At 55.2% G+C, this 24,189-nt stretch carries 22 protein-coding genes and 2 pseudogenes; 6 read left to right on the top strand and 18 right to left on the bottom strand.

The window, feature by feature from the left end; translation table 11 throughout:
• Window positions 1–14: 14 nt before the first annotated feature.
• The 6 genes from BLO51_RS16160 to BLO51_RS16185 form a co-directional block, all read right to left on the bottom strand.
• A complete protein-coding gene (locus BLO51_RS16160; protein ID WP_090673532.1) occupies window positions 15–1,073 on the bottom strand; it encodes a Gfo/Idh/MocA family protein in 1,059 nt (352 codons plus the stop codon).
• A gap of 39 nt (window positions 1,074–1,112) precedes the next feature.
• Entirely contained in the window at window positions 1,113–1,982 is an 870-nt protein-coding gene (locus BLO51_RS16165; protein ID WP_090673534.1) for a sugar phosphate isomerase/epimerase family protein, read from the bottom strand.
• 47 nt (window positions 1,983–2,029) lie between these two features.
• Entirely contained in the window at window positions 2,030–3,379 is a 1,350-nt protein-coding gene (locus tag BLO51_RS16170) for a helix-turn-helix domain-containing protein (RefSeq protein WP_090673535.1), read from the bottom strand.
• 107 nt (window positions 3,380–3,486) lie between these two features.
• On the bottom strand, window positions 3,487–4,689 hold the full coding sequence (locus BLO51_RS16175) for a M20 metallopeptidase family protein (protein ID WP_090673537.1): 1,203 nt from the start codon (window positions 4,687–4,689) through the stop codon (window positions 3,487–3,489).
• An 80-nt stretch (window positions 4,690–4,769) separates the two neighbouring features.
• A complete protein-coding gene (locus BLO51_RS16180; protein WP_090673539.1) occupies window positions 4,770–5,837 on the bottom strand; it encodes a dihydrodipicolinate synthase family protein in 1,068 nt (355 codons plus the stop codon).
• A gap of 3 nt (window positions 5,838–5,840) precedes the next feature.
• The gene (locus BLO51_RS16185; protein WP_090673540.1) at window positions 5,841–6,857 is read right to left on the bottom strand and encodes an NAD-dependent epimerase/dehydratase family protein; all 1,017 of its coding nucleotides are present in this window, start codon (window positions 6,855–6,857) and stop codon (window positions 5,841–5,843) included.
• Window positions 6,858–7,083: 226 nt separating this feature from the next.
• Here BLO51_RS16185 and BLO51_RS16190 point away from each other — a divergent pair, with 226 nt between their 5' ends.
• Entirely contained in the window at window positions 7,084–7,725 is a 642-nt protein-coding gene (locus BLO51_RS16190; RefSeq protein ID WP_090673542.1) for a hypothetical protein, read from the top strand.
• Between the two features lie 99 nt (window positions 7,726–7,824).
• Here BLO51_RS16190 and BLO51_RS16195 read toward each other — a convergent pair whose 3' ends face one another.
• On the bottom strand, window positions 7,825–8,271 hold the full coding sequence (locus BLO51_RS16195) for a hypothetical protein (RefSeq protein ID WP_090673543.1): 447 nt from the start codon (window positions 8,269–8,271) through the stop codon (window positions 7,825–7,827).
• A 284-nt stretch (window positions 8,272–8,555) separates the two neighbouring features.
• Entirely contained in the window at window positions 8,556–9,875 is a 1,320-nt protein-coding gene (locus BLO51_RS16200; protein ID WP_090673545.1) for a Na+/H+ antiporter NhaC family protein, read from the bottom strand.
• Between the two features lie 160 nt (window positions 9,876–10,035).
• Between BLO51_RS16200 and BLO51_RS16205 the strand changes: the two genes are divergently transcribed.
• Window positions 10,036–11,268, top strand: coding sequence for a PucR family transcriptional regulator (locus BLO51_RS16205; protein ID WP_090673547.1), 1,233 nt, complete (start codon window positions 10,036–10,038; stop codon window positions 11,266–11,268).
• A gap of 19 nt (window positions 11,269–11,287) precedes the next feature.
• Here BLO51_RS16205 and BLO51_RS16210 read toward each other — a convergent pair whose 3' ends face one another.
• Window positions 11,288–12,700, bottom strand: a complete 1,413-nt coding sequence (locus tag BLO51_RS16210; RefSeq protein ID WP_090673548.1) for an amino acid permease — start codon at window positions 12,698–12,700, stop codon at window positions 11,288–11,290.
• A 313-nt stretch (window positions 12,701–13,013) separates the two neighbouring features.
• Between BLO51_RS16210 and ald the strand changes: the two genes are divergently transcribed.
• Window positions 13,014–14,144 carry an alanine dehydrogenase gene (gene ald / locus BLO51_RS16215; RefSeq protein WP_090673550.1) on the top strand — a complete coding sequence of 377 codons (1,131 nt, stop codon included), beginning with the start codon at window positions 13,014–13,016 and terminating at the stop codon, window positions 14,142–14,144.
• Window positions 14,145–14,392: 248 nt separating this feature from the next.
• A complete protein-coding gene (gene alr, locus BLO51_RS16220) occupies window positions 14,393–15,580 on the top strand; it encodes an alanine racemase (RefSeq protein ID WP_090673630.1) in 1,188 nt (395 codons plus the stop codon).
• Window positions 15,581–15,641: 61 nt separating this feature from the next.
• On the opposite strand, the gene BLO51_RS16225 is transcribed toward alr, so the two are convergent.
• The 4 genes from BLO51_RS16225 to BLO51_RS16240 all read right to left on the bottom strand — a co-directional run bounded on the left by BLO51_RS16225 (window position 15,642) and on the right by BLO51_RS16240 (window position 19,032).
• Window positions 15,642–15,824 (bottom strand): hypothetical protein, encoded by a 183-nt coding sequence (locus BLO51_RS16225; RefSeq protein WP_090673551.1) that lies wholly within the window; start codon window positions 15,822–15,824, stop codon window positions 15,642–15,644.
• 249 nt (window positions 15,825–16,073) lie between these two features.
• A complete protein-coding gene (locus BLO51_RS16230) occupies window positions 16,074–17,276 on the bottom strand; it encodes an MFS transporter (RefSeq protein ID WP_090673553.1) in 1,203 nt (400 codons plus the stop codon).
• Between the two features lie 18 nt (window positions 17,277–17,294).
• A complete protein-coding gene (locus tag BLO51_RS16235; protein ID WP_090673555.1) occupies window positions 17,295–18,464 on the bottom strand; it encodes an iron-containing alcohol dehydrogenase in 1,170 nt (389 codons plus the stop codon).
• Between the two features lie 175 nt (window positions 18,465–18,639).
• Window positions 18,640–19,032 carry a hypothetical protein gene (locus BLO51_RS16240; protein WP_090673556.1) on the bottom strand — a complete coding sequence of 131 codons (393 nt, stop codon included), beginning with the start codon at window positions 19,030–19,032 and terminating at the stop codon, window positions 18,640–18,642.
• Between the two features lie 210 nt (window positions 19,033–19,242).
• Here BLO51_RS16240 and BLO51_RS16245 point away from each other — a divergent pair.
• Window positions 19,243–19,458, top strand: a pseudogene (locus BLO51_RS16245) (SDR family NAD(P)-dependent oxidoreductase); the annotation flags it as partial.
• Between the two features lie 85 nt (window positions 19,459–19,543).
• Here the strand turns inward: BLO51_RS16245 and BLO51_RS16250 are convergent.
• Together BLO51_RS16250 and BLO51_RS16255 are read right to left on the bottom strand one after the other, a co-directional pair.
• A complete protein-coding gene (locus BLO51_RS16250; RefSeq protein WP_090673558.1) occupies window positions 19,544–20,032 on the bottom strand; it encodes a hypothetical protein in 489 nt (162 codons plus the stop codon).
• A 293-nt stretch (window positions 20,033–20,325) separates the two neighbouring features.
• The gene (locus tag BLO51_RS16255; protein WP_425415814.1) at window positions 20,326–20,577 is read right to left on the bottom strand and encodes a hypothetical protein; all 252 of its coding nucleotides are present in this window, start codon (window positions 20,575–20,577) and stop codon (window positions 20,326–20,328) included.
• A gap of 58 nt (window positions 20,578–20,635) precedes the next feature.
• Here BLO51_RS16255 and BLO51_RS30385 point away from each other — a divergent pair.
• Window positions 20,636–21,044: pseudogene (locus BLO51_RS30385) on the top strand (ISL3 family transposase); the annotation flags it as partial.
• Window positions 21,045–21,113: 69 nt separating this feature from the next.
• On the opposite strand, the gene BLO51_RS16265 reads toward BLO51_RS30385, so the two are convergent.
• From BLO51_RS16265 to BLO51_RS16275, 3 genes are all read right to left on the bottom strand, one after another.
• Window positions 21,114–22,649 carry a flotillin lipid rafts scaffold protein FloT gene (locus tag BLO51_RS16265; protein WP_090673561.1) on the bottom strand — a complete coding sequence of 512 codons (1,536 nt, stop codon included), beginning with the start codon at window positions 22,647–22,649 and terminating at the stop codon, window positions 21,114–21,116.
• 24 nt (window positions 22,650–22,673) lie between these two features.
• Entirely contained in the window at window positions 22,674–23,207 is a 534-nt protein-coding gene (locus tag BLO51_RS16270; RefSeq protein ID WP_090673563.1) for an NfeD family membrane protein, read from the bottom strand.
• 144 nt (window positions 23,208–23,351) lie between these two features.
• Window positions 23,352–24,161, bottom strand: a complete 810-nt coding sequence (locus tag BLO51_RS16275) for a hypothetical protein (RefSeq protein ID WP_090673564.1) — start codon at window positions 24,159–24,161, stop codon at window positions 23,352–23,354.
• Window positions 24,162–24,189 lie beyond the last annotated feature (28 nt).

The following is a 24,189-nucleotide window of genomic DNA, read 5'->3' on the forward strand; positions in this document are numbered from 1 at the left end:
ACCGTTTCTCCTCCCTATAGTTCGATTTCGCGCCCTTGAGCGGCCGATTCGTAAATGGCGCACAGTATTTTCATCACTTCGACGCCGTCCTCCACCGGACTCCGAGTTTCCGTTCGTCCGAGCGAGCTGTCGATAAAATAATTGATCTCCTGTTGAAACCCGGCGACAAAATCGAACGAAGGATGGTCTACCTGCGGCGCGACGTTTAGAATCGTATCATGCTTCTCGGCGATGATCGCAAGCTCCGGCTCCAGCTCCGCTCCGCCCTTGTCCCCGTACAGCTTGACGGACAGCTCGTCCTTCTTCGCATGCAGTGTGAAGCTGACATCGACCATAAGACTCGCCCCGTTCTCGAAGCGGATGAGCGCATTAGCCATGTCCTCCACCGTGTTGAGCGCCCCGTTGTAATCCGCTGCTTTGTAGTATGTGAGGTGCTCCACGTTTGAGCGATTGCCGAGGCGATTATACGTATTGGCCGAAACCGACTTGACCTTCGGCTTGCCCATCAGGTACCAGCAAATATCGATAATATGCACGCCAAGGTCGATGAGCGGCCCGCCGCCGGAGCGCTTGATATCCGAGAACCAGCCGCCCGGGTTGCCGAGACGGCGCAGACAAGAGGCTTTGGCGTAATAAATCTCGCCCAGATCGCCCGCATCGATAAATTTTTTCAAAATTTCCGTATTGCTGGCGTACCGGCGCACGAAGCCGACCTGCAGCAGCTTGCCCGTCCGCCGTACCGTTTCTTCGACTTTCAAAGCTTCGGCCACCGTCTGACACAGCGGCTTCTCCACCAGCACGTGCTTGCCCGCTTCGAGCGCCGCGATGCTGATCTCGGCATGGGAGTTGTTCCAAGTACAGATGCTGACGCCGTGAATGTCGGGCAGCGCCAGCAGCTCGCGGTAATCGGTGAACACTTTGGAGGCGCCGTACGCTTCAGCCTTCGCTTGTGCCCGTTCCTCGTTCAAATCGCAAACGGCATAAATCTCCACTTCAGGATGATGGCTGTAGGCTGTAAAATGCTGCTCCGAAATGGAGCCCGCTCCGATTATTCCGATTTTGATTTTGCTCATCGTTGCCTTGTTCCTCCTGCTTCTCCTGTTGTTTTCGGTTTACACTATGGCTTCCTGCCACAACCGCCGGACGTTATCCATCGCGATTCTCGAACCGGTCCTCGGGTCCTCCATGCCTTCGAACTCAACGGACAAATAGCCGTCGTACCCCGAAGCCTTCAACACCCGGATAACCTCCGGCATATCGATGTCGCCTTGTCCGACGATGGCGCCCCGCAGGAAGTTGCCGTGGGTCGACTTGAACCAGCCTTCGCCCGGATTGCGGTACGACGGACGGCGGTAAAAGTCTTTCAAATGCACCATGGACGCAAACGGAATGTTATTCAAAACGGCGCTGACCGGATCTTCGTCCACACACAGGAAATTGCCGATATCCAGCGTCGTCTTGAAGTTGGCGCGATCCACCTCATGCACGAGCCGGAGCACCCGGTCGCTCGCTTGCAAGTAGAAACCGTGGTTTTCCACGCTTGTAACGATATCGAACTGCGCTGCGTAGTCGGCGATGCGGCGGCACGCTTCGACAAGTCGGGGCAAGTCCGCTTCGAACTGGCGGATCGTCGTTTCGGGAATCGGACGCGACGCGACGTCGTGACGCATCCGCTTCACTCCAAGATCGCGGGCGATGTCGACCTGGCGCATCGTCTTCTCAATCTCCAGCTCGTAGGCTTCCGGCGTGGCCTGCACGAAATTCGCGCCGACCGCGTAGCCTGAAATATCAAGTCCCGCTTGGTCTGCGGTCTTGCGGATATCTTCAATCAGCCCTGGATTGTTCGTCAAGTCGTACCCGATCGGCACGATCTCCACATGCTCGCCTCCATTGTCGGCAATCCAGCGGATAGCTTCCGTTACGGTCAATTCTTTCTTATCGATAGCCTGGAATAAACTATAGGTGCTTAATCCCAATTTCATGTGTACATCCTCCTCAGACAAGTCCGATATAAACGACAAGCATGCTTTTAACGGCGCAGCAGGTCGTCCAGGAAGGAAAACCGGTAAATTTGCTTCGGCCTGCCCTTCGCTCTGCCCCGTTCCTCTCCGGCCACCTCGACCAGTCCCGCGTCCATCCACTGCGTCAGCAGCCGATGGGTGCTGCGGACGGTCACGCCGAGAACCGACGCCAGCTCGTGAACGTTGTAATCCGTCTTGCCCGTACGGGTGAGCTGGGCAATCACCCGGCTCAAATACGTCTGGGTGAAGCCCGCTTCCTCCGCCTTTCGAATCAAGACGGCGTCCAGCAGCGTTAGCTCGGCGCCGAGCGGCTCGGCCATTTCCAGCGGACCGATGACGCTCTCGTCTTCGCGGACGATGAAACTGATGCAGCCGCCTGCGTCTTTGGCCCGTCGCAGCGCCATCCGGGCATGCGAGCCCGCTTCGTGGGCGGACCGGCCGAAGCCGATGCCGATGCTCAGCGAAAGCGAGAAGGCGTCCTGCGCCATTTTGGCCAGCGGGATATATTTATATCCGCCCGTATGGCGCTCGAACGTCCCCCGCGTCGTGACGAACAAATATTCGTCGCCGCCCAGCGGGGTCAAATGTCCTTCGAGCGTTTCGGCATACTCGAGCATCATCCGGTGAATATCCAGCTTCAGCCGTTGCACATCATGCTCCGACTTTCGGAGATCGGCCGCTTTGCGGAACCCGTCCACGTCGATCAAGCCCACCACAATTTGCGATTCCTTGCTGCGGCGGGATTCCGTCGACAACAGCGCCCGCTCGAGCGCAACGATGATATCCTGCTCGGTCGGCAGCACCCATTCGTTCGGCACGCCAAGCTCGCTCAGCTTCACCGATACGGAACGGAGCGCGGTCAAGGCAATCGCCGTGTTCCCCTGAGCATGTTGCTCCGCATGAAAACGAACCATCGCTTCCGTATTCGCAGGATCGCCGCTATAGAACGTCAGTTCAGGCAGCGATTGGCCCAGCTCGCGGAATGTCTTCACGAACGGCTGGCGGGTCAGCGTATCGACCGACATGGCGCCGAGCCGCCCCATCCGCTCCGCACGAAACAACGACCGGTACAGTCCCGAGCCGTTCAGCGGAACAAAATGAGCGGGTACGCGCAGCTGGACGCGATCGAGGCATACCTGGTATGGATGAGGCCCCGAATATAAGATCACTTCGACGCGGTCCATAAGGTCCCGGGTCCATTGAACCGCTTCCTCCAGATTCGCGTACGCCCCGGTGACGGGGACGAAGGACGGAAACGATTTCATCGCTTGCAGCATGACGGGAATCATCGGCTCCGGTCCGATCAGCGCTATCGGAATCCCTTTTTCTACAGTGGACGGACGATCAGTCCCGAACATGACAACACCGCCTTACCCATGCTTGTGTTCAATCTATCTCCATTATACCTGACAAGAGGAATCTGCCAATTGCAAAAAGGTGACGTTTTCAGCGTATCGCTTCTTCGCTATGCCTGCCCCGCCGCCAGACGCTCCAAAGCAATGGCGGCGAGCGCCGCCGCCCCGACCGGGAGACACGCTTCGTTAAGCGTAAACCGGGGATGGTGCAGCCCGAAAGCCTGCTCCGCTCCCGTCTCGGGACCTGAGCCGAGCCAAAAAAAGCAGCCCGGCACCTGCTGCAAATAGGCGGAAAAGTCCTCGCCCGCCATCGTCGGCTCCGCCTGTACCCGCCGCTCGCGCCCCAGAAGCCTGTCCATGGCTCGCTCAGCGTGGGCCAGACAATCGTGGTGGCTGACAAGAACCGGATTCTGCGGAATGTAACGGAGCTCGGCCCGGCAGCGATAGCCTTCGGCGATCCGCGTCACGAGCCGTTCCAGCCGCTCCCGCATCCCTATTTGCACTTCCGGCGCAAACGTCCGTACCGTCCCGGTCAGACGAGCCCGGTGCGGGATGACGTTGTTCGCTTCCCCGGCCTGCAGGCTGCCGATGGTCACGACGGCAGGGGCGAACGGCGAAAGCTCGCGGCTTACTGCGGTTTGCAGCGCTAGAACGATGGCCGAAGCCGCAACGATCGGATCGATGCACTGGTCAGGGATGGCACCGTGCCCCCCTTTGCCCTCGATGTCGATCTCGATGCGGTCGACAGAGCCCATAAGCGCCCCGGCGCGAGTCGCTAGCTTGCCCGCCGAAAGGGTCGGCAAATTGTGCAGCCCGTAAATTTCCGAGACGCCGTCCAGCGCGCCGTCCGCGATCATCGCTTTGGCGCCTGCGTTGATCTCCTCCGCCGCTTGGAACAGAAACCGCACGCTGCCGTTCAACTGTTCCCGGCGCTCCGTGAGCAGCCGGGCCGCGCCGAGCAAAATCGTCGTATGCCCATCATGGCCGCAGGCGTGCATGATGCCCGGGCGGCGCGAGGCGAACGGGAGGCCGGTCTCTTCCGTCACCGGCAGCGCATCCATGTCGGCACGCAGCGCAATGACGGGCCCCGGTCCGATGCCGTGAAGCTCGGCCGTCACGCCGTAGCCGCCGACGCCGGTCCGCACTTCAAGCCCGAGCCCGGTCAACTGCTCCGCCACCTTGCGGGACGTTTCCCGCTCGTCCAGACTCAGCTCGGGCTCGGCGTGAAGGTCGCGGCGAAATGCCACCAGCGAGTCCGCAAGCCGTTCCGCCGACGCCAACAGCCCATGGCTATCCTCAACGTTCGATTTCATTCGTTCATCCTCTTCCCCTGGAAACTATATCTTTTGAAGCGCCTCATGCGCGGCTCCTGCTTAAGCGCGGGCCTGGAAACTCAAGCCATCCAGGATGCCAAATGCTCGCGGACGAACGCGTCGTCGTTCAATTCCGGGTAGTCCCTGTACATCCGGTCGATCTCCTCCGCCTGTCCCGGAGACAGCGTTTCGTGAGGATTCAGGCACCAGATGCCTTTCATCAGACCTTGACGACGAAGCACCTCGTGGATGCCCGGGATGCAGCCGGCAAACCCATGCGCCGGATCGAAAAATGCCGCGTTCGTATCCGTAACGGCCACGTTCCGGGTCAACCACTCGCTGCCGATCGTCCCCGATTGCCGCACTTGCTTGATTTCCTCCAGCAGCTCGACTGCTTTGTGCGTCCAAACCGCCCAATGCCCGAGCAGCCCGCCGACGATCCGTTTTTCCACGGGCTTGCCATCCACCATAAAGCGGTAGACGGTCAGCAGATCGTTCACGATGTTATCGTCGTTGCCGGTGTACAACGCAATCTCGTCGCGCCGCGGCGAGTAGCAGACGGCCCGCGCCACGTCGATCGTTTGGTACCGGTTGAACGGCGCCATTTTGATCGCTACGATGCCGGGAATGGTGGCGAACTCCTTCCAAAAGTCAAAGCTGAATACCTTTCCACCTACGGACGGTTGCAAATAAAAGCCAATAACCGGCATCTTTTCGGCGACCCGCGCCGTGCGTTCGAGGATTTGCGCCTCGCTCAAGCTTTGCAGTCCGCCCATGCTCAGCAGCCCTGCGTCATATCCGAGTCCGACCGCCGTGTCCGCTTCGTTCAGCGCCTGCTCGGTCGGGCCGCAAATGCCGGCGATTTTCAGGAACGGACGCGTGATGTTGGCCCGGTCGACCTCCTCGGAGGCCATCCGCAGCACCTTCTCGAACAGATTGAATTGCGGCTCGCGGATTTCAAACTGCGTCGAGTGCACGCCCACCGCGACGCCTCCGGCGCCGGAGGCGGCATAATAGCGGGTTAAAGCGCGCTGACTGCGCTCGTCAAGCCGTCGCTGTTCGTCCAGCGCCAGCGGATGAGCCGGAATGACCAGCCCTTCGTGCAGCGCCCGGGATTGTTCGGGAGATAACTGTTTTCTGCCGCCCATACGTTAAAATTTCCCCTCTCTTTCCTGAAAATGCGTCGGCTTGTTAATCGTCTGGCCTTCGTGCAGCACCCATTCGGCCACCCAATCGATCATTTGCAAAAGCGATACCCGCGGATACCCGAACAGCTGCATGCATTTCGACGCATTGCTAAGCAGCGCCGTTTCCGCCTCCTGTCCGGTGAACACCGGTTCCGTTCCGAGCCGCTTGGCGAGCTCTGTAGCCGCATACCGGATCGACACCGTCTCCGGACCGGTCACGTTCAACAGCTCCGCCCCCGGCTTGCAGACCAGCAGCGAACGAATCGCAATTTCGTTGGCGTCGCCCTGCCAAATGCAGTTGAAATGCCCCATGGACACGTCGATCGGACGGCCTTCCTTCACCGATTTTGCAATTTCCAGCAACACCCCGTACCGCAGATCGATCGCATAATTGAGACGGTAGATGGAGATCGGCGTTCCGTATTGATGGGAAAAATGCTCGAACACCCGCTCCCGCCCGAGACACGACTGCCCGTACTCGCCGACCGGCGACGGAGCCATCGATTCGCTCGCTCCGCCCTGTAGGACAGGAGTCAACGGATAGACGTTGCCGGTGGAGAATACCACGATCCGTGAATCGCGGAACTTCTCCGCCACGCGGCCCGGCAAATAAGCGTTCATCGCCCATGTAAAATACTCTTTGCCCGTGGTGCCGAATTTCGTTCCAGCCATATAAATGACGTTTTTCACATCAGGCAGCTTCTGAAGCTGCTCATCGTTCAGCAGATCGCACGCAATCGTTTCGACGCCGAAGCTCTCCAGCTCTTCCTTCAGCCCTTTTTCTGAAAATCTCGACACGCCGTATACTTTGCGGTCGACCCCCGATTCCCGGATCGCGTTGATTGCCAGCTTGGCCAGACTCGGCCCCATTTTGCCGCCCACCCCGAGCAGCATGATGTCTCCCTCCAGCGACTTCATCTCCTGCACTAAAGCAGGCGACGGTTCGGCAAGCTTATGCTCCAGTTCCTCCACACTTCTCATCGATCAAGACAGCTCCCTTCATTCGTTTGATAACGTTTTCAATATGATCATAGCGCTAACCGGTATTTAAAGACAAATCTTTAAATTGTCTTTAAATCAAATTGGCAATGCCCAAACGTTGCGCGCAGCTGGACGGTTATGGGTATTGGGCCAATACCCATGATATGGTATATTAGTTATGGCAAGGGAATCTCGCCGTACTAACGTTTTGGGAGGTCTTATCCGGATGAAAATAAAAGTAGTTCTCGCCTGTCTGTTTGCGCTTGCCTTTGCGGCCGCGATCTGGAATGACGCACAGAAGAAGCAGCCTGCGATGCCGGTCAATACAAGCACGGATTCAAATGCTTCACCAGATGATAAAGCAAACACGATAAGCTATGTTCCGATAACGGATGACGAATACGCGTCAATCCGAAGCGCAGCAGGCACGGACAGTTTATTCATCTATAAGTTTCAAACGGATGACGAGAATATCAACCAGATTGATTGCTGGATGGAGCATTACGTGAACGGAGCGTTTAAGGAGACGCTGGCATCGATGGGGACGAGTATTAGGCCCAACAAGCACGAAAATAAGCTGTACTGGAGCCTGACCAGTGTAAACGATAAGGAGCAAATGTGGATTGTTTCGGTGCGGGACGAAGGCGGCTCCTCCTCCAGTAAGGGCTCCATAGCTAAAGGAGCTTATCTTTCGTCAACGTGGGGCTCGATTATCGGCAGCGAAAAGATCATACCCGAGGAGCCCATTACATTAGGCGCGATCGTACGCAAGAAGGAGCAGGGTCTGACGAGTTTCGTACCAGACCCTGGCAAATTAATCAACGCATTCGACGAAGTTTATCTGCTGAAATGCCGTTTTAAACCTTAAACCAGTTGTGTATCCCCAAGCCCGAGCCGCACTCTTCCATTCGCAGAGATAGCGACTCGGGCAAGCTCTACCGCGAACAGCATTGCCGGGCATCACAAGTCACCCTTCCTCCTCAAGCTTCGGCTCCCGGAATGCGCCATAGCTTTCCAAGTATTCGAAAAAGGCCTCATCCCCATTGCCTTCCAACAGGTTCAGAAACGCATACGAAATCGTTTCGATCCACTCCTCTAACCGGCACACATCCTCTTCCACGATCAAATCGTTAGAACGGAGCATGCCGTCCGAATGAACGCCCCACGCCCGGCTTAAGTGGCACATCCCCCATACGGCGGTGACAAGATCCCGATCCAGATGCGGAGTCTCCGGCCCCAGCTTCTTTTGCAGAATGGACAGAGCATACATGATCTCGTGAAAGTTCTCTTCGATCAAGCCGCGGTACGGGCGCAGCGACATCAGAAATCCGGTTTGACCCTTCGGATGGTCGATCGCCTCATCAATTGAGAAACTGTGCAGCATCAGCAGCCGCTTTGCTTCTTCTTCCGTCATGGTTTCCCTCCCACTATTCTTTTCTTTTCAGCGAACCCGTTACTTCACTTCTTCATGGAGAGACGAAATTCCTTGTAAGACATCCAATGAGGTTCTCTTTTGCCTTACGAGCAGTTTTTATTGGCTAGTATCAGGATGCTTTTAACCAAATTATGAGCAATAAGAAGGAACCGGGCGGAGACTTAACGAATCTTATGTAAAGAAACTGCTATTTTTTAACTTTCTAGGAGTGATCGTATATGGTGCACCTCTCGCAAGATTTGTAACTAAAAAAGCCTGATGTCTCAGGCTTGAACGCGGACTTTCGCACGATCCAGATAAGCGGAATATAAATAAGTGCAGAGCGGCAGACTCCATAAAAAAATCGCAAAGGGCAAATACTGCTCCACCGGCACGCCGACAAACGTGCTGCACAGCACGGCCAGCAAATTCCACGGTACGGCCGCGGCCAGAACGGCGCTCGTATCGGCGATGACACGCGAGAGGTGCGCGGAGCTGAACCGACGGCTCCATAGCGGTAAAATGTTGCGGCCGGACATGATGATCGGCAGCGTCTGCGTGCAGGAGATCAGACAGAGGACGAAGCCGAACGCTCCCGTGCGCCATGTGGCGGAAGCGAGCGAAGGCATGGCCCCCATCATCCGCTCGATGTATGCGCTGATCATGTTCGACCGCTCCAGAATGCCGTTGAACGCCCCGGCCAGCACAATAAGCGAGACGAGGCTGATCATGCTCAGCAATCCCTTGCCTTCGACAATCGAATGCTCCGCCCCGCTCCACATCGCTTTCAGCCAATCGGCCGGCCCTACCCCTTTTTGCAGGCTTCCTATTATAATAGCGGCGGCAATGGATAACAGAAATCCGTATTTCGTCTTCAGCCGCAGCACGATTGAGCCGAGAAGCACAAGAATCGGGATCAGGAGTACGAGCGATTCACCGAGATTGGAAGGAATGAGGTTGGCCGGTTGCTCCACCGGACCGTGCGCCGTCCGCAGATCGAGCCACCCGTAAAAGGCCAGCGAGGCGAGCACGGCAATCGCCGAGGTCGGAGCCATCGCCCGCCATTGCCGCGGGACGGACGTCTCGGTCGAAGCTGCGATCAACTGGTGCGCACTGGAAAACGGCGACGTTCGGTCGCCGACAAAGATGCCGGAGACGACGGCCCCGGCGGCGTATGGCAGCGGAACACCCACATGGAGCGCCATCCCGATGAGCGGAACGCCAACCGCGCTGAGCGTCCCGGTCGAGGTCCCGAGAATCATCGACACGAACGCGCAGATCAGAAACGAAAAGGTCAGCGCATACTGCGGCTGCACGACGGCAAGCGCCCATTGAATCAGTTCGTCCATCGTCCCGCTGACCGCCCAGCAAGGAAGAATCATGCCGACGAGCAGCAGCAGCCAGACGACCTCCTTGGTACGGCGAACGCCTTCCAGTATCCCGGCGCCAAGCTCCTTGCCTCCAATTCCGCTGCGGAGCGATATCAGAATAAGAGCCAGCAGCCCTGCCGAAAAGCCGAAGACGACCGGAATTTGGGCCATATAGGCCGCAGTGATGCCAAGTACGGTAATTCCTACAATGATTACAAGCTGACGGAACGACATCGAAAATCCCTTTCCATTTCTATGAGAATATGCGTTCGTCCATTATATCACGATAGAGTTAAATTTTGATCCCCTTCGGGGGATTCCCATGACAAAAAAATTTGTTTATAGTTAAAATGGTACCGCTGCCATCCGAAACTTTAAAAAGGAGAAATGAAGCATGACCGCCGAAAAAGGGCCCTTCGATCAGCATTTCGACAGTCTGGAAACGTTAGCCGAAACCATTAGCGAGGTGCTTCGCTGCCCGGTTACGATTGAAGACGCCAATCATCGGCTTGTCGCCTACAGCGCGCACGATCGTCAGACGGACGAAGCCCGCATCGCAACCATCATCGGCCGGCGGGTACCCGAGAAGGTGGTGCAAAGCTTGTGGAGGCAAGGGGCTATTCCGCAGCTTATGAAGTCCGACGAGCCGGTCAGGATCGCCTCCATTACGGATGTCGGTCTTGGGGACCGTGTCGCCGTCGCCATTCGCAAAGACGAGGAAGTTCTTGGATATATTTGGGCGCTCGAGGTGCAGCAGCCCATCGACGATAACTGCATGCAGCAATTAAAAAAGGCCGCGCAAACGGCCAAACAAAAGCTGCTGCAGATTCAAACGCGCAAACGCAAGCAGGAGGAAGGCTATCAGGAGTTTTTCTGGCAGCTGCTTACGGGACATCTGACCACCGAAGAAGCCGTCCGGGACAAAGCGGCTCAAATCCAATTGACGCTGCCTCCCGCCTTTTACGTCATGGTGTTCGAATTTCCGGAATCGATCGATGATCATCGGCTCCAGCAAATCCGCTATCTGATGTCGGTGACGCAGCGCATCTCCGTCGTATGCCATGCGTCGGATCATCATCATTTCATTCTGCTCGCTTCTCCTTCCAAATCGACGTCTTGGAAAGAGCATGCCAGCGGCTTTATCAATCATTTTGCCAAGCAGATGCAGGACCGGTTTCGCGTGTCCGCGATGGCCTCCGCCTGCGGCTCTCTGTACGAAGATTACGGCAAGGTCGAGACAAGCTACCGCGAAGCGCTCACGCTGCTGCGCCTGAAGAAGCTGTTCCCGAATCAAACAAATATTCACCACTACGAAGATCTGGGCTTTTACCGGTTCCTGCCCCCCATTTACGAATACAAGAAGTCCCATCGGATGGTGAACCGCCACTTGCAGCGGCTTAAAGAATACGACCGGGACCATCATACGAATCTGTTGGATACGCTGGAGACGTTTCTGACGCACGACAGCAATGCCAAGGAGGCTGCTGCCGCGCTTCATATCCATACGAATACGATGAACTATCGTCTGTCCCGGATTGCCGAAATCGGCGAGATCGACTTAAAAAGCATGGACCAGAAGGTAGCGCTTTACATCGATCTGAAGACCAATAAGCTCATGTCCTCCTGATCCATGCCGTTTGATTTGCCTATACCTGCGTCGCGCCGTCGTCTACGCGTCTTTCCACGCCGTTCGTTCCGGCAGGAGAGGCGCTTTTTTTCTTTTTCACGAAATAAACCACGAGCAGGATCGCATACCATACCGGGCCGACCACCAGCGCAATCCGGGTATCCGGAGAGTAAGCCATAATCCCGATCACGAACACGAGGAATGCCAGCACGACGTAAGAGCTGTAAGGCGCAAACGGCATTTTGTAAATCAACTTAGCGGCTTGATCGGCCGAAAGCTTCTTGCGGAAGCGGATTTGCGAGATCAGAATGACCGCCCATACCCAAATGACCGCAAACGTAGCGATGCTAGTAACCATGGTAAACGCTTTTTCCGGAACGATGTAATTGAGCACGACGCCGATCAACAGGAAGAATGCGGATACAATAATCGCACGGGACGGAACGCCGGAACGGGATACCTTCTCAAAGCCTGCAGGCGCTTCTCCCTGCTGCGCCAAGTTGTACAGCATGCGGCCGTTGCTGAAAATGCCGCTGTTGCAGGACGAAAGCGCGGCAGTCAGCACGACGAAGTTAATGATACCTGCGGCGTAAGGAATGCCCAGCTTCTCGAAGGTCATCACAAACGGGCTGCCCTTAAGGCCGATTTCCGTCCACGGATAGATCGACATGATGACGAACAGCGCGCCGACATAGAAGATGAGAATGCGCCAGAACACGTTGTCGATTGCTCTTGTGAGCGCTTTCGTAGGGTCCTTGACTTCACCGGCCGTAACCCCGATCATTTCGATTCCGAGATAGGCGAACATGATCATCTGCATCGCTAGCAGCACGCCCGACCAGCCGTTCGCAAAAAAGCCTCCGTGACTCCATAGGTTGCTGATTCCGATGGCGACACCGCCATTCCCCAGACCGAATACGATCATGCCTACGCCGACGACGATCATGAAGATGATCGTGATGATTTTAATGAGCGCGAACCAAAACTCCAGCTCGCCGTAAACTTTAACGGCAATCAGGTTAACCAGGCTCATAATGACCAGCGCGGCGAGCGCCCAAATCCACCTCGGCACCCCCGGATACCAATACTCCATATAAATCCCGACGGCGGTAATTTCGGCCATACACGTAACGACCCAAATAAACCAATAGTTCCATCCCGTCAAAAAGCCGAATACCGGACTCATATATTCCCGGGCATAGCGGCTGAACGAACCGGCCACCGGCTGCTGAACGGCCATCTCCCCCAGCGCCCGCATAATGAAGAATATCGCCAGCCCGCCGATCATGTAGCCAATCAGTATCGCAGGCCCGGCTACCTTAATTGCCGATGCGGACCCAAGAAACAAGCCGACGCCGATTGCCGCGCCAAGCGACATTAGTGTAATATGCTTTTGCTCCAGTCCCCGCTTTAATTCATTGTTGTTTTTCACAAAAAATCTCCTCCGATAGTTAATTTCCGGAACTACAGTATGCGCTTACATTCGCTTTTGTGACGAATTGATGTCTAAATCGTAGCACACTCGTTCCCGTCTGCATTTGTCTTGTTACTCAAAAATGGTCGAACCCATTTGTGATATTACACAAAAAGGCCCGTCCCACCTGCGGAAACGCTTACGTTTTGTGAAAAAACACAAAAGCATCCAATTCTTTTCAGCTCGTTTCACGAAGAAAAACGCCGGATTTGTTCGATATACTCAGCTTACCGAAACAATCCAACCACATTTTTCAAGGGAGATGGCAATCATGATTATCGGCGTGCCAAAAGAAATTAAAAACAATGAAAACCGCGTGGCCATTACGCCTGCCGGCGTGTCCACAGTTGTACAGTCGGGCCATGGCGTGTATATTGAAAAAGGAGCAGGCCTTGGCAGCGGCTTTACGGACGAGCAATATGCGGCAGCCGGAGCCTTGATCGCCGATGCCGCGCAAGAGGTTTGGGAAAAATCCCAAATGATCATGAAGGTCAAAGAACCGCTTCCTTCCGAATACGGTTATTTCCGGGAAGGTCTGATCTTGTTCACCTACCTGCACCTGGCCGCCGATGCGGAATTGGCCGCGGCCCTGACGAAATCGGGTGTCATTTCCATTGCGTACGAAACGGTTGAAGTCAACCGTACGCTCCCGCTTTTGACTCCGATGAGCGAGGTTGCAGGCCGGATGGCGACGCAAATCGGTGCGCAGTTTCTGGAGAAGCCGTATGGTGGAAAAGGCGTGCTGCTCGCCGGCGTGCCCGGAGTACAGCGGGCCAAAGTCACGGTCATCGGCGGGGGCGTAGTCGGCACGAACGCAGCGAAAATCGCTGTCGGTTTAGGCGCGGATGTGACGGTAATCGATTTAAGCGCAGACCGGCTCCGTCAGCTTGACGATCAGTTCGGTCCGCAAATTCAAACGCTCATGTCCAACCCATATAATATCGCCCAAGCGGTGCGTCAATCCGATCTCGTCATCGGAGCGGTGCTCATTCCAGGAGCCAAAGCGCCTAAGCTGGTTAGCGAAGATATGGTTCGCAGCATGTCGCCAGGCTCCGTTGTTGTCGATGTTGCCATCGATCAGGGCGGAATCTTCGCCACGGTTGACCGGATCACGACCCACGATGCGCCTACGTATGTCAAGCACGGCGTGGTCCACTATGCGGTAGCCAATATGCCGGGGGCGGTTCCGAACACCTCCACCATCGCACTGACGAACGTAACGATTCCGTACGCCCTGCAAATCGCGAACAAAGGCGTGAAGGAAGCGATCGCCGACAGCCCGGCCTTGGCCAAAGGTCTCACCACGGCAGGCGGCGCCATCACGTACGAAGCGGTTGCAAAAGATCTGAATTACGACTATGTGCCTGCGCACAAAGCACTGGAAACCGTATCTAGTCGATAACTAAGAAAAACTCCCCCGTCATCGGGGGAGATTATTGTTTATTCCGCAAATCATAAGAAAAGCTTCTTATCGAAGCCTTTTCGAGGAAGATACATTCGTGTTTTAGCGGAAACTTTACTTGCGATATAGAATTTAATCAGCTCCGCTGATAACTTATAAATTCTATATCTACTACGAAGGAGCAGCACAACATGCACACAAGGAACGATAGGAATGTGAAACCGCACGAAGAGCTTCCCTGTTCGATTATGACCGAACCAGACTACGTGGATTGGGACGGCAGCTTCAGCCACCGTCCGACATTGGCCGAAATCTCGCTGGATGCCATCGCCTCGAACGCGGCGTACTTCAAGTCGCTTCTCCAGCCCGGCTGCCAGTGGATGGCAGTGGTCAAAGCGAACGGGTACGGCCACGGCGCGGTGGAAACCGCAAAGGCGACACTGAGCGCCGGCGCGGACCGTCTTGGAGTCGCTTTTCTGGATGAGGCGCTCCGCCTGCGGTCGGCCGGCATTGCCGCCCCGATCCTTGTGCTCGGCTATACGCCCCCGGAAGCGATCCGGGAGGCCGTGGCCGCCGACGTGACGCTGACGGTGTTTACCGGCGAGACAATTGAAACGGTGATGCGCGAAGCGGAGAGCTTAGGCCGGACAGCCCGGATTCATCTCAAGATCGAAACCGGGATGAACCGGCTCGGGGTTACGTCCGCGGAAGCCGCGCTGCGGCTTGCCCGACGTGCAAACGAGAGCCCCTATGTGACGCTGGAGGGCGTATTTACTCATTTTGCCAATGCAGACCATCCGAGCCCGGCTTACACGGAGCTGCAATTTGCCCGGTTTCTCGAATTTCGCGGCGCTTTTGAGGAAGCCGGTATCTCCGTTCCTGTCTGGCATTGCTGCAACACCGCCGCAACCATTGCTTCTCCGCATATGCATTTGGATATGGTTCGTGTCGGGATCGGTCTGTACGGCTTGAAGCCGTCGATAAGAGGCGCTATCGCGGGCGCTCCCCTCAAGCCGGCCATGCGGCTCAAATCGCAAATCGTATCGCTCAAGGACGTCCCAGCGTTAGAGCCGGTCAGCTATGGGTGCACGTTTGCCTCCGATAAAGATACCAGAATAGCCATTGTGCCGATCGGATACGCGGACGGTATGCCGCGGGCGCTTTCCAACAAGGGAACTGCGACGGTGCGCGGGCAGTCTGCGCCGATATCCGGAACGATTTGTATGGATCAGTTGATGCTCGATGTTACCGCTATTCCGGACGCGAAGCCCGGCGACGAAGTCTTGCTTTTCGGCACGCCGGAAGACAAAGTGACCGCCGCCGATGTGGCAAGCCATGCGCATACAATCCATTACGAGATCGTATGCGGTATCAGCGCCCGGGTTCCCCGGGTTTATGTGAAGGAGGGCCGGACGGTTTCTACGTGCTTTATATAACAGGACGGCAAAACAACGGGCAGGGTCTCCCCTGCCCGTTTCGTTGTTGCTCAGGCTCGCTTTAGGTCAGGCAAAAACCGTCGATCCGTTGTCCGTTAATAATCCGGAGCTTTCTGGTTTGCGAGCAAGACGACACGACTTTGAACACGCATTTCCGTTCGGACAACGGTTTGATACAGCGGTTCTGAACTTTGGCCGCCAGCACGAAGTCGGCCAAAGGCGTTGCATCTACGGTAACCAGCACTTGATTAACCTTAACGATACGCGCTTCGCCGCCGTAACCTTCCCTTTTCGCACGGAACGACTACAAACACAAGCCATAGAATCACCTCTTCTGGAAGTTTCGCATGATTAGTAGATGCACGGCTTGCATAAGAAGTATGGTTACTTGTCCGGATGCCCATAGTATATTTATAAAAGACGCTTGGTGGTCCAGCTGCTTGAATCGGTTGAGCATGAAAAAAAGCACCGTTTCCGGTGCTTTGTATACGCGCTATCTGCTAAGCGACGACCGCGAAGCGTCCGACCGCTGACGGCGGGGCCTGAACCAGAACAAGGTCAAGCCCACGGCGCTCGCCCCGATTACCCCAGCCAAATAAAATCCGCTCTTGAGTCCCGCCCACTCGTTCAAGCCGCCGGCCAAGAACGGCCCCGCAAACATGCCGATCGCATAGACTGCCTGGTACAGCCCCATCGCTGTAGCCCTCTTTTGTTCCGGGATGTGCTGTATCGAGAGTCCCAAGAGCAGCGGGAAATGCAGTCCTTGGAAAAACCCGTTAACCGCCTGCGTCAGCAGCAGCAGCCCGAAACCGGACACCAGTGAAGTTGCCGCCGAGCACACGGCGCTGACCGCAAAGCCGAGCAGCACGACGTTCCACGCTCCGAAGCGCGGGGCAAATACTTTGCCGGTCATAAACGAGCTGACGGCGTGCGGAATCATGAAAGCAAATACAAGCAGTGTCAGCCCGGCCTCGTCCGCCCCCAGCGATAAAGCGTACGAGGGCGTAAAACCGAACATCGTAATAAACAAGACACTGTGCGCCAAAATGGACAACGAAGAAACCTTGAGCAGCAGCTTATCCTTCATCACCGGCGCGAGATCGGTGAAACGCATCGGCGACCGGTCGCCGCTTTCCTTCGGTTCTTTCAGCAGGAAAGCAAGCGCCAGCCCGGCCAGTCCGATGACCGCCCCGGTCCAGAATGCGGCGTTCCATCCGCCCCATTTGACCAAGTAGCCGCTCATGCTCATGCCGAAAAGCTGCCCGGCGACGGTGAGCAGGCTGATCGTGCCCATCGCCCGGGTCGCTTGTTCGCCGCGGTATAATCCGGCATACATGACGGTAAACGCAACCCAGGTCGAGGCGCCTACCCCCGACAGCACGCGGCCGGCGAACGCCCAGCCAAGCTGCTCGCCCAAGGCGAAGCATAGGCAGCTGGCCGCGGTACACAGCATGCCGAGCACAATGAACGGCTTCCGGCTCTTAAAACGGTCGGACGTGATCCCGAGCGGCAGACGCAGCACGATCTGCGTCAACCCGTAGCTGCCGAGCACGATCCCGGCCATGGTATAGGAGGCGCCCAGATGATCAAGGTATGGCGACAGGATCGGCACGTAGACATAGAGCGAGCACCAATATAACAAGGTGACCAGCACAAAGATCGTATGATTCATTCGCTCTGCGGTTGTCGATTTCATGATGAGTTTTCTTCCCTCTTATAAGCTTAGCTGCAGAATAGCCTTGACATCGTCCTCATGCAGCACCTTGAACGATCCGATCGGGCCGAACTTAACGGCTTCCTTTGCCATTCGGCCGATTTCGCTGTCCCCGATACCGAGATCGGCCAAACGAGCAGGCGCGCCGATGCGCGTAAAATAATCTCTCGTCGCCTGAATGCCGGCCAACGCGATTTCTTCTTCGCTTTTGCCTGCGGGATCGATGTTCCACACCCGGACAGCAACCTGCACGAACCGTTCCGGACGGCTGCGGTATACATACTTCATCCAGTTCGGAAACAAAATGGAAAGTCCCGCCGCATGCGCAATATCATAGATTGCGCTCACTTCGTGCTCGATAGCGTGCGTCGCCCAGTCGGTCTGCACGCCGACGCTGATCATGCCACCGTTCAGTGCATACGTGCCGCAAAGCATCAGGTTCGCGCGAGCCTCGTATTGCTCCGGCTCGGCCAAAGCCCGTTCGCCGTTCTCAATAATCGTTTGCAGGATCGACTCGCAAAGCCGCTCTTGCAGAGGTGTATCCGGCGTGAGGCTGAAGTATTGCTCGAAGACGTGCGACATCATGTCCACGACCCCATTCACCGTTTGATCTGCGGGCACCGTGTACGTCAGCGTTGGGTCCAGAATGGAAAATTGGGGATAAGCGTAAATGCTGGCGAACGATTTCTTCAGCTTTTCTTCCCAGTTGGTGATGACGGCGTTGCCGTTCATTTCGGAGCCCGTTGCTGATAAGGTTAACACCGTACCGAGCGGCAGCGCCGCCGTAATTTTCGCTTTCCGCATCAGAAAATCCCAGACGTCTCCCTCATAAGGCACGCCGACGGCGACGGCTTTGGCTGCGTCGATTACGCTGCCTCCACCTACGGCCAGAATCAAATCGACGCCTTCCGCGCGGCACAGCTCGATTCCCTTGCGCACTGTCGTAACCCGGGGATTCGGCTCAACGCCGGGCAGTTCGACGGTTCGGACACCCGCGTTGGCAAGCTGCGTGAGGACGCGATCGTACAGGCCGGTCTTTTTAATGCTTCCGCCGCCATAAACGAGCAGTACCGTTTTGCTGCCGCAGGACGCAACTTGCTCGCCCAGCCGCTCCAGCTTGCCCGCACCGAACAAGATTTTGGTAGGATTATGAAAATCAAACGAATTCATCGTCTTTCCTCCTTCGTTACTCATGCGTTCAATATATTATACTAGGTACCGAACCATAGTACTAGCATGGGAACTTTTTACAAGACATGCTCGCAGCCGTTTCGCAATTTTCGCCGCACAAAAAGCCCTGCTGCCAGCATGGCGCTGCAAGAGGGCCGGGAATGGTAAAAATCTGTCAAGAAATACTTTTGAGGCCGCCGTATTGAGAAATCGCGAGCAACAAATCACGCAATATCGGCAAGACGAACTGCGCGCCATCAAGCCGAAATATGCCGCTGCGGTTATGCACCGTCGCTTCCTTCACATACAGGCAGTAATGCGGCATTCCGGAGTGCATGCTGACGGATTCGCTTCCGGAGGCACCCCTCTTTTGGAACGTAATCGGACGAGCGCCGGACGGCGGCTCGTACGGCAAAATGCTGATAATATCTTCAAGCCTGATATGATAATTGGCATGCGGCTTTTGGAAAACGAGTTCTTGGGTCGAGACCGTGAGTCCGAAATCCCTCTTTTTATGAGAAATTTTCAGTTCCCCCTCCAGCCCCTTGATCTTAATAAATTCGTTCATGCTCTCTCTCCCTCCCAGAGCCGTAGGCAGTCTGTTCGGTGGGTTGCCTCGAACGTTCCGATCCGAACGGAGCTTAGACCTTGAAGCGAGCATACCATAAAAGGATAACCCGCGCCACCTGTCCCGTCCGGTCGGATGCTGCCAACATATTCTTCGGAGTTTTTGGCAAAATAACGCTATTGCCGAATATTTCAAGACAAAGGGGCGAAGCCGGAGGATTGCGACCATACGCTGTTCGTCAATCTGAAAGGGACGTTTCTGTGCGTTAAATTTGCGATTCCTCATATGAAGCAAAAGGCCGGCAGCATCATCATTACCAGCTCGATCATCGAGATCATGGAGTTGTACAGCTACCGCTTTTCGTTTGTTTGTCCGAAACCCGCTTGTAGCTATAACGCAAAAGCAAGCAGAAATCGTCTGGTGTAGACGACGATCTGCTTGCTTCTTAGGGATGGAAAACTTTTCACTGTTTCATTTCATATACCTTGATTTTTTTAGTGTGCGTTCGTTTTTAGTTATAAACGGTCAAAAGTATATTACTCTCAAAAGCATAAAGTATTTCTTTAAATTTATTCTTCTTGGCATCATACGTTCCGATTACTTGCACTTCTTCAGATTTTGCATCCAGCTTTTTTAGCTTTTGAAGGATCTGCTTCCGATCCTTTTCATCGATTTCATTGATTGGGAGCGTTGCGCGAGCCCCAGCTACTGTACCTGTTTCAGTGTCAAAGTGGATTTTATATTTTCCGTCTACCGATTTAACCGCTACAAAATCTCCAAATTCCACCTCGCCAACATCCTGCAACTTTATCTCTTTCCCCGCAAACTGTTTCATCACTTTCTGTAGCTTTGAGGCCATCTCTTTGTCAATCTTAACCTTCTTAACCTCCGGCTGCTTCTGCTCTTGTGCAGCCGCAACTCCTGCAGGAAGCGGCCCTGCCACGGTAACCAACATACTGGATACGATCATAGACGCCATAATTGCTTTTTTTAATTTCATGATAAATCCTCCTATGTAATTAATTGGATAAAAATTCAATCATACTCATTTTAGAAAAGGAATTGGTTTTCTTAAGCTTCCTTTAAAGATTTCGCCTCTGCCACAAAGTTCACCGATGAACCCAGTAATATAACACTGATTAATGTTGCATGGCTACTTTTGATATTACGTTCATTTTGTATAGCTCCTCCCATATGATTATAACTACGTTTGTAGTCTATGGTTATATACTACAGTTGTAGTTGTATATTGTCAACACCTTTGTTACAAAAAAAATTTTCATCCTACTATGCCTAAATGCCAGGATTCAGTTTGCCCCTCTCCGCATCAACATGCTCCCGATTAACTTTGAAGTAGGTACCTTGCTCCTCAAAATCAAAATAATGCTTGTCATCCGGCATCAAAACACACCGGGTCAGTTTTATTATATTGTCTTCATTGAACGTGCTATCGGTAAAGTATATCTGAACGGCCCTCTTTCTCTGGAGCGCCTCATTCAGATTTTTTAATGCAGAGCGGCCTTCTTTAAGAATGACAATAAGCATGCCGAAAGAAAAACCGACCTCTTCGTCCTCTATATCCAGGAAAACTTCGTCGACGAGCACTGCAGAGTCGCTAGGTGAAGAAAGTAAAAAACGGTTGGAATCGCTGCTGAACTACTCCCCTCTGCTTCGAAGCGTGTGGGAGTGGAAAGAAGCATTCACGACATGGTATGACTGCTCGCCGAACTTGGCCATTGCCAGACTGGGATTTTATAGAGGACGAAGAGGAACGTTGGTGTGAGCAAGGTGATCGAATCGACCACACCGCGGTCCGAAGCGCCCTCAAGACGATGTGCAATTGGAAAGTGGAGATCGTGAACTACCATCATTGCTGCTGGACAAACGCAACAGTAGAAGGTCGACACAATCGTATAAAAGCTTTTCAGCGCCGCCATTACTTCACACGAAATCGCAGTCGCTATAAAGCAGGCATTCTCATCGAATGTAACCGCCACCGGATGTTGGGCTAGCAGTCAAGCACTGATTTTGAGGTTGAGCCATAATTAATCTCATTTATTTTTTTCGAAAAGAAATATGCCTTACGCTTCCGGCTTTGCATTCGAATCGACGGGAGGGGCCGGGACTAGAGCCGGTTGATTCGCCACGGAATTCTGTTGACTCGTGCGATTCGTCAAGCCTTTCACCAGCTTCTCCAGGTCCAGTCCGCTGACGCTCTTCAGCATTTCCGGCGCCGTCGCCATCAACTGTGTCACATAGTTGCTAATCCGCGCCGCGCCTTCGCCGTGACCGGTATCGACAACCGTAAGCTTGTCGATCGACTTGATCGGCTCGGCTACCTTGCCCGCCAGCTCCGGGAGCATCTTGACGATGATATCGAGGACAGCCGCTTCGCCGAACTTTTCGAACGCCTCCGCGAGCTTCTGCTTCGCTTCCGCTTCGGCCAAGCCGCGCAGCCGGATCACCTCCGCCTCCGCCGTCCCTTTGGCCCGCTCGGCATCCGCGATCGCCAGACCTTCCAGCCGCTTCTGCTCCGCCTGCGCTCTCGCCTCCGCTTCGATGCGGTATTGCATGGCGTCCGCTTGCGTGATCTGCTTCGCCTTCTCCGCTTCCGCCGCCTGAACGACCGCATACCGGTCGGCGTCCGCCTTCTTCTTCACCTCGGCGTCATACTGCTTCTCGCGGCGTAAAATCTCCTTCGCTTCGAGGTCGATTTCGCGCTCCTTCCGCACGAGCTCCACGCGCATTTGCTCCTCGACGACGCTTTGCTTCGAACGCGCCTCCTGCACGTGGTAGGCCTGATCCGCTTCCGCACGGGCCATATCCTGATCCTTCTTGAAGGCAGCTACCTTCAGTTCCTTCTCCTTCGAAGCCTCGGCGATATTCGTGTCCCGCAGCAGCTCGGCCTTTTGCCCTTCCTCCTCGGCGCGCGCCTTCTGAATCCGCGCATCGCGGAGCGCTTCCGCTTCGGCGATTTCCGCATCGCGCTTCACCGCGGCGATCCGCGGCTTACCAAGCGCATCCAGGTAGCCCTGCTTGTCGCGTACATCCTTGATCGTGAAGGAAACGATCTGCAGCCCCATTTTTTTCAAATCCTTGGCTGCGACGCCCTGGACCTCCTGCGCAAAGCGGTCCCGGTTCCGGTATACTTCCTCCACCGTCATCGAGCCGAGAATGGCCCGCAAATGGCCTTCCAATACTTCCTGCGCCTCTCCTTTAAGCGCTTCCGTAGGCTTGCCCATAAACTGCTCCGCAGCCGTAGCGATATCCTCGACGGCCCCGCCGATCTTAATGATCGCCACGCCGTCGGCAAGCACCGGCACCCCTTGCTCCGTATACACTTCGGGAGTCGAGACATCGAGCTTATGCGACAGCAGTGACAAAAACTCGGCCCGTTGGAATACGGGAAGAATGAACGAACCGCCGCCGCGCACGATTTTGATTTTGCGTCCGTTGTCGTCCGTCAGGACGTTTCTGCTGCCGAGAAACGAACCGGTCACGATCATCGCTTCGTCCGGGCTGACCGTTTTGTACCGCGCCCAGAATGCCAGGCCCAACACTACGATGACGGCAACGACAATCACGGGAACCAACAAGGCATCACTTATTCCATCCATCTGCACCGCTCCTTCGATAAGTAATTAATGATTGGAGTCCAGACAAGACACAAGCAGTGCGCCGTCCTTCACTTCCACCGTCACAACCTTAAGACCTGCCGCAATCTCCGTCCCGTCGAAGCTTTCCGCAATTTGATTCGTCACACCGCCGCCGATCCGCATCACAACCTCGCCGCTGCCCCGCGCGGGAATCGGCACGGTCACTTCGCCGATGCGGCCGACCAAATCCTGCATCGAGAATGCGACCGAATTTTCGGTTTTCTCCATCGGCTTTACGTAGACAAAATAAATCAGAACGGCAGATGCAGCGGCAGCCAGCAGGGATAGGACAAAGACCGCCCCCGCTACCAAAGAAGTATAGCCCGTCAGCAGCACCCCGGCCCCGCCAAGCACCGTAATCGCAGTGAAGAGCACCATCGGCTGCAGCCAGTGAAGCACGTCGCCGGACATGAAATCGAACATTCCGTCCAGCGCGTTGCTGAGCAAGTCGCCGAGCAGCACCGTCACCAAGGCGAATAAGACGCCGGTAATCAACAGCCCCCAATACACTCCAAGCATGTCCTTCCCTCCTGACCGTCTAGGGTTATGCACTCATGACGTAATACGCATCATACGCGTAAAAGTTTCGCTTTTTTTCCTCCATTTTCCTTATTTTGAAAATAAAAATCAAGGCCGCAGGAATCGTCATTCCCACGGCCTTCTTTACTTCGACTTGAGCGCTAGCATCTGATAGACCTCCCGGGAATCTCCCTTAAGCCGGACTTGTCCGTTCTGCATCTGCGAGGAGCCGTCGCCGTCCAGAAAAATGCCGTCGACCAGTTGTCCCGGCGCAGTCGTCTCAAGCACCGCCCGGCGGAATTGCTCGACGGTGCACGGCTTGTCCGACACGAGAAGCCACAGGTTCTGCTGCCGGTCGAATACGGCTCCCGAGCGCAGCCTCGGCTCGTCAAACGCCGGCATGTCCTCCTTCTTCGCCTGCTCGATCCAGCGCTCCTCCGCCCCGAGAGACATGCTGACCCCGCCTTGCGCCCAGTAGCGGTTCGGATCGGTCATTCGCAGCTCCCCTGCCTCCTGCGCCACCTGGACGGAGAACGACCGCGTCACTTCGTCCCAGACAAGCGTCCCTTTCGGATAATCGATGTTGTACCAGCCGGAGCCGTAGTCGTGGGATTCGCCCTTCAGCGGCTTGCCGTTGACAACGGCGATGCTGAGCAGGTCGCCGTTCCAGAAAAAGCCTCCGTTAATCCCGTAATCCGGCGTCGCGGTCACGTTGGTCACGATGTGCTTCAGCTCGATATTGTCGGGAGCCGTCCGCATCGCATGCAGCTTCACTCCGTTCGCCGCCGCAAACGTGGTGTAGGTATAATGGACGGGAACCGGCTTTTCCCGGGGGGTTGTCCAATAGGCAGACAAAATGACGGCAATTAAATTGCCAAGCAAAAATCCCGCAAGCAAAAGCTGAAGCTGACGTTCGTTTCCGCGGGCCAGACGGTTTCTCAGAACGGCTATCATCGGCACATCCCCATTTCATCTGAAATCA

It is taken from the genome of Paenibacillus tianmuensis (assembly GCF_900100345.1).
Lineage (GTDB): Bacteria > Bacillota > Bacilli > Paenibacillales > NBRC-103111 > Paenibacillus_G > Paenibacillus_G tianmuensis.

Coding starts and splice junctions, on each gene's coding strand:
- BLO51_RS16160 (WP_090673532.1), bottom strand. CDS start 1,073: ATGAGCAAAATCAAAATCGGAATAATCGGAGCGGGCTCCATTTCGGAG.
- BLO51_RS16165 (WP_090673534.1), bottom strand. CDS start 1,982: ATGAAATTGGGATTAAGCACCTATAGTTTATTCCAGGCTATCGATAAG.
- BLO51_RS16170 (WP_090673535.1), bottom strand. CDS start 3,379: ATGTTCGGGACTGATCGTCCGTCCACTGTAGAAAAAGGGATTCCGATA.
- BLO51_RS16175 (WP_090673537.1), bottom strand. CDS start 4,689: ATGAAATCGAACGTTGAGGATAGCCATGGGCTGTTGGCGTCGGCGGAA.
- BLO51_RS16180 (WP_090673539.1), bottom strand. CDS start 5,837: ATGGGCGGCAGAAAACAGTTATCTCCCGAACAATCCCGGGCGCTGCAC.
- BLO51_RS16185 (WP_090673540.1), bottom strand. CDS start 6,857: ATGAGAAGTGTGGAGGAACTGGAGCATAAGCTTGCCGAACCGTCGCCT.
- BLO51_RS16190 (WP_090673542.1), top strand. CDS start 7,084: ATGAAAATAAAAGTAGTTCTCGCCTGTCTGTTTGCGCTTGCCTTTGCG.
- BLO51_RS16195 (WP_090673543.1), bottom strand. CDS start 8,271: ATGACGGAAGAAGAAGCAAAGCGGCTGCTGATGCTGCACAGTTTCTCA.
- BLO51_RS16200 (WP_090673545.1), bottom strand. CDS start 9,875: ATGTCGTTCCGTCAGCTTGTAATCATTGTAGGAATTACCGTACTTGGC.
- BLO51_RS16205 (WP_090673547.1), top strand. CDS start 10,036: ATGACCGCCGAAAAAGGGCCCTTCGATCAGCATTTCGACAGTCTGGAA.
- ald (WP_090673550.1), top strand. CDS start 13,014: ATGATTATCGGCGTGCCAAAAGAAATTAAAAACAATGAAAACCGCGTG.
- alr (WP_090673630.1), top strand. CDS start 14,393: ATGACCGAACCAGACTACGTGGATTGGGACGGCAGCTTCAGCCACCGT.
- BLO51_RS16230 (WP_090673553.1), bottom strand. CDS start 17,276: ATGAAATCGACAACCGCAGAGCGAATGAATCATACGATCTTTGTGCTG.
- BLO51_RS16235 (WP_090673555.1), bottom strand. CDS start 18,464: ATGAATTCGTTTGATTTTCATAATCCTACCAAAATCTTGTTCGGTGCG.
- BLO51_RS16240 (WP_090673556.1), bottom strand. CDS start 19,032: ATGAACGAATTTATTAAGATCAAGGGGCTGGAGGGGGAACTGAAAATT.
- BLO51_RS16250 (WP_090673558.1), bottom strand. CDS start 20,032: ATGAAATTAAAAAAAGCAATTATGGCGTCTATGATCGTATCCAGTATG.
- BLO51_RS16255 (WP_425415814.1), bottom strand. CDS start 20,577: ATGCTTATTGTCATTCTTAAAGAAGGCCGCTCTGCATTAAAAAATCTG.
- BLO51_RS16265 (WP_090673561.1), bottom strand. CDS start 22,649: ATGGATGGAATAAGTGATGCCTTGTTGGTTCCCGTGATTGTCGTTGCC.
- BLO51_RS16270 (WP_090673563.1), bottom strand. CDS start 23,207: ATGCTTGGAGTGTATTGGGGGCTGTTGATTACCGGCGTCTTATTCGCC.
- BLO51_RS16275 (WP_090673564.1), bottom strand. CDS start 24,161: ATGATAGCCGTTCTGAGAAACCGTCTGGCCCGCGGAAACGAACGTCAG.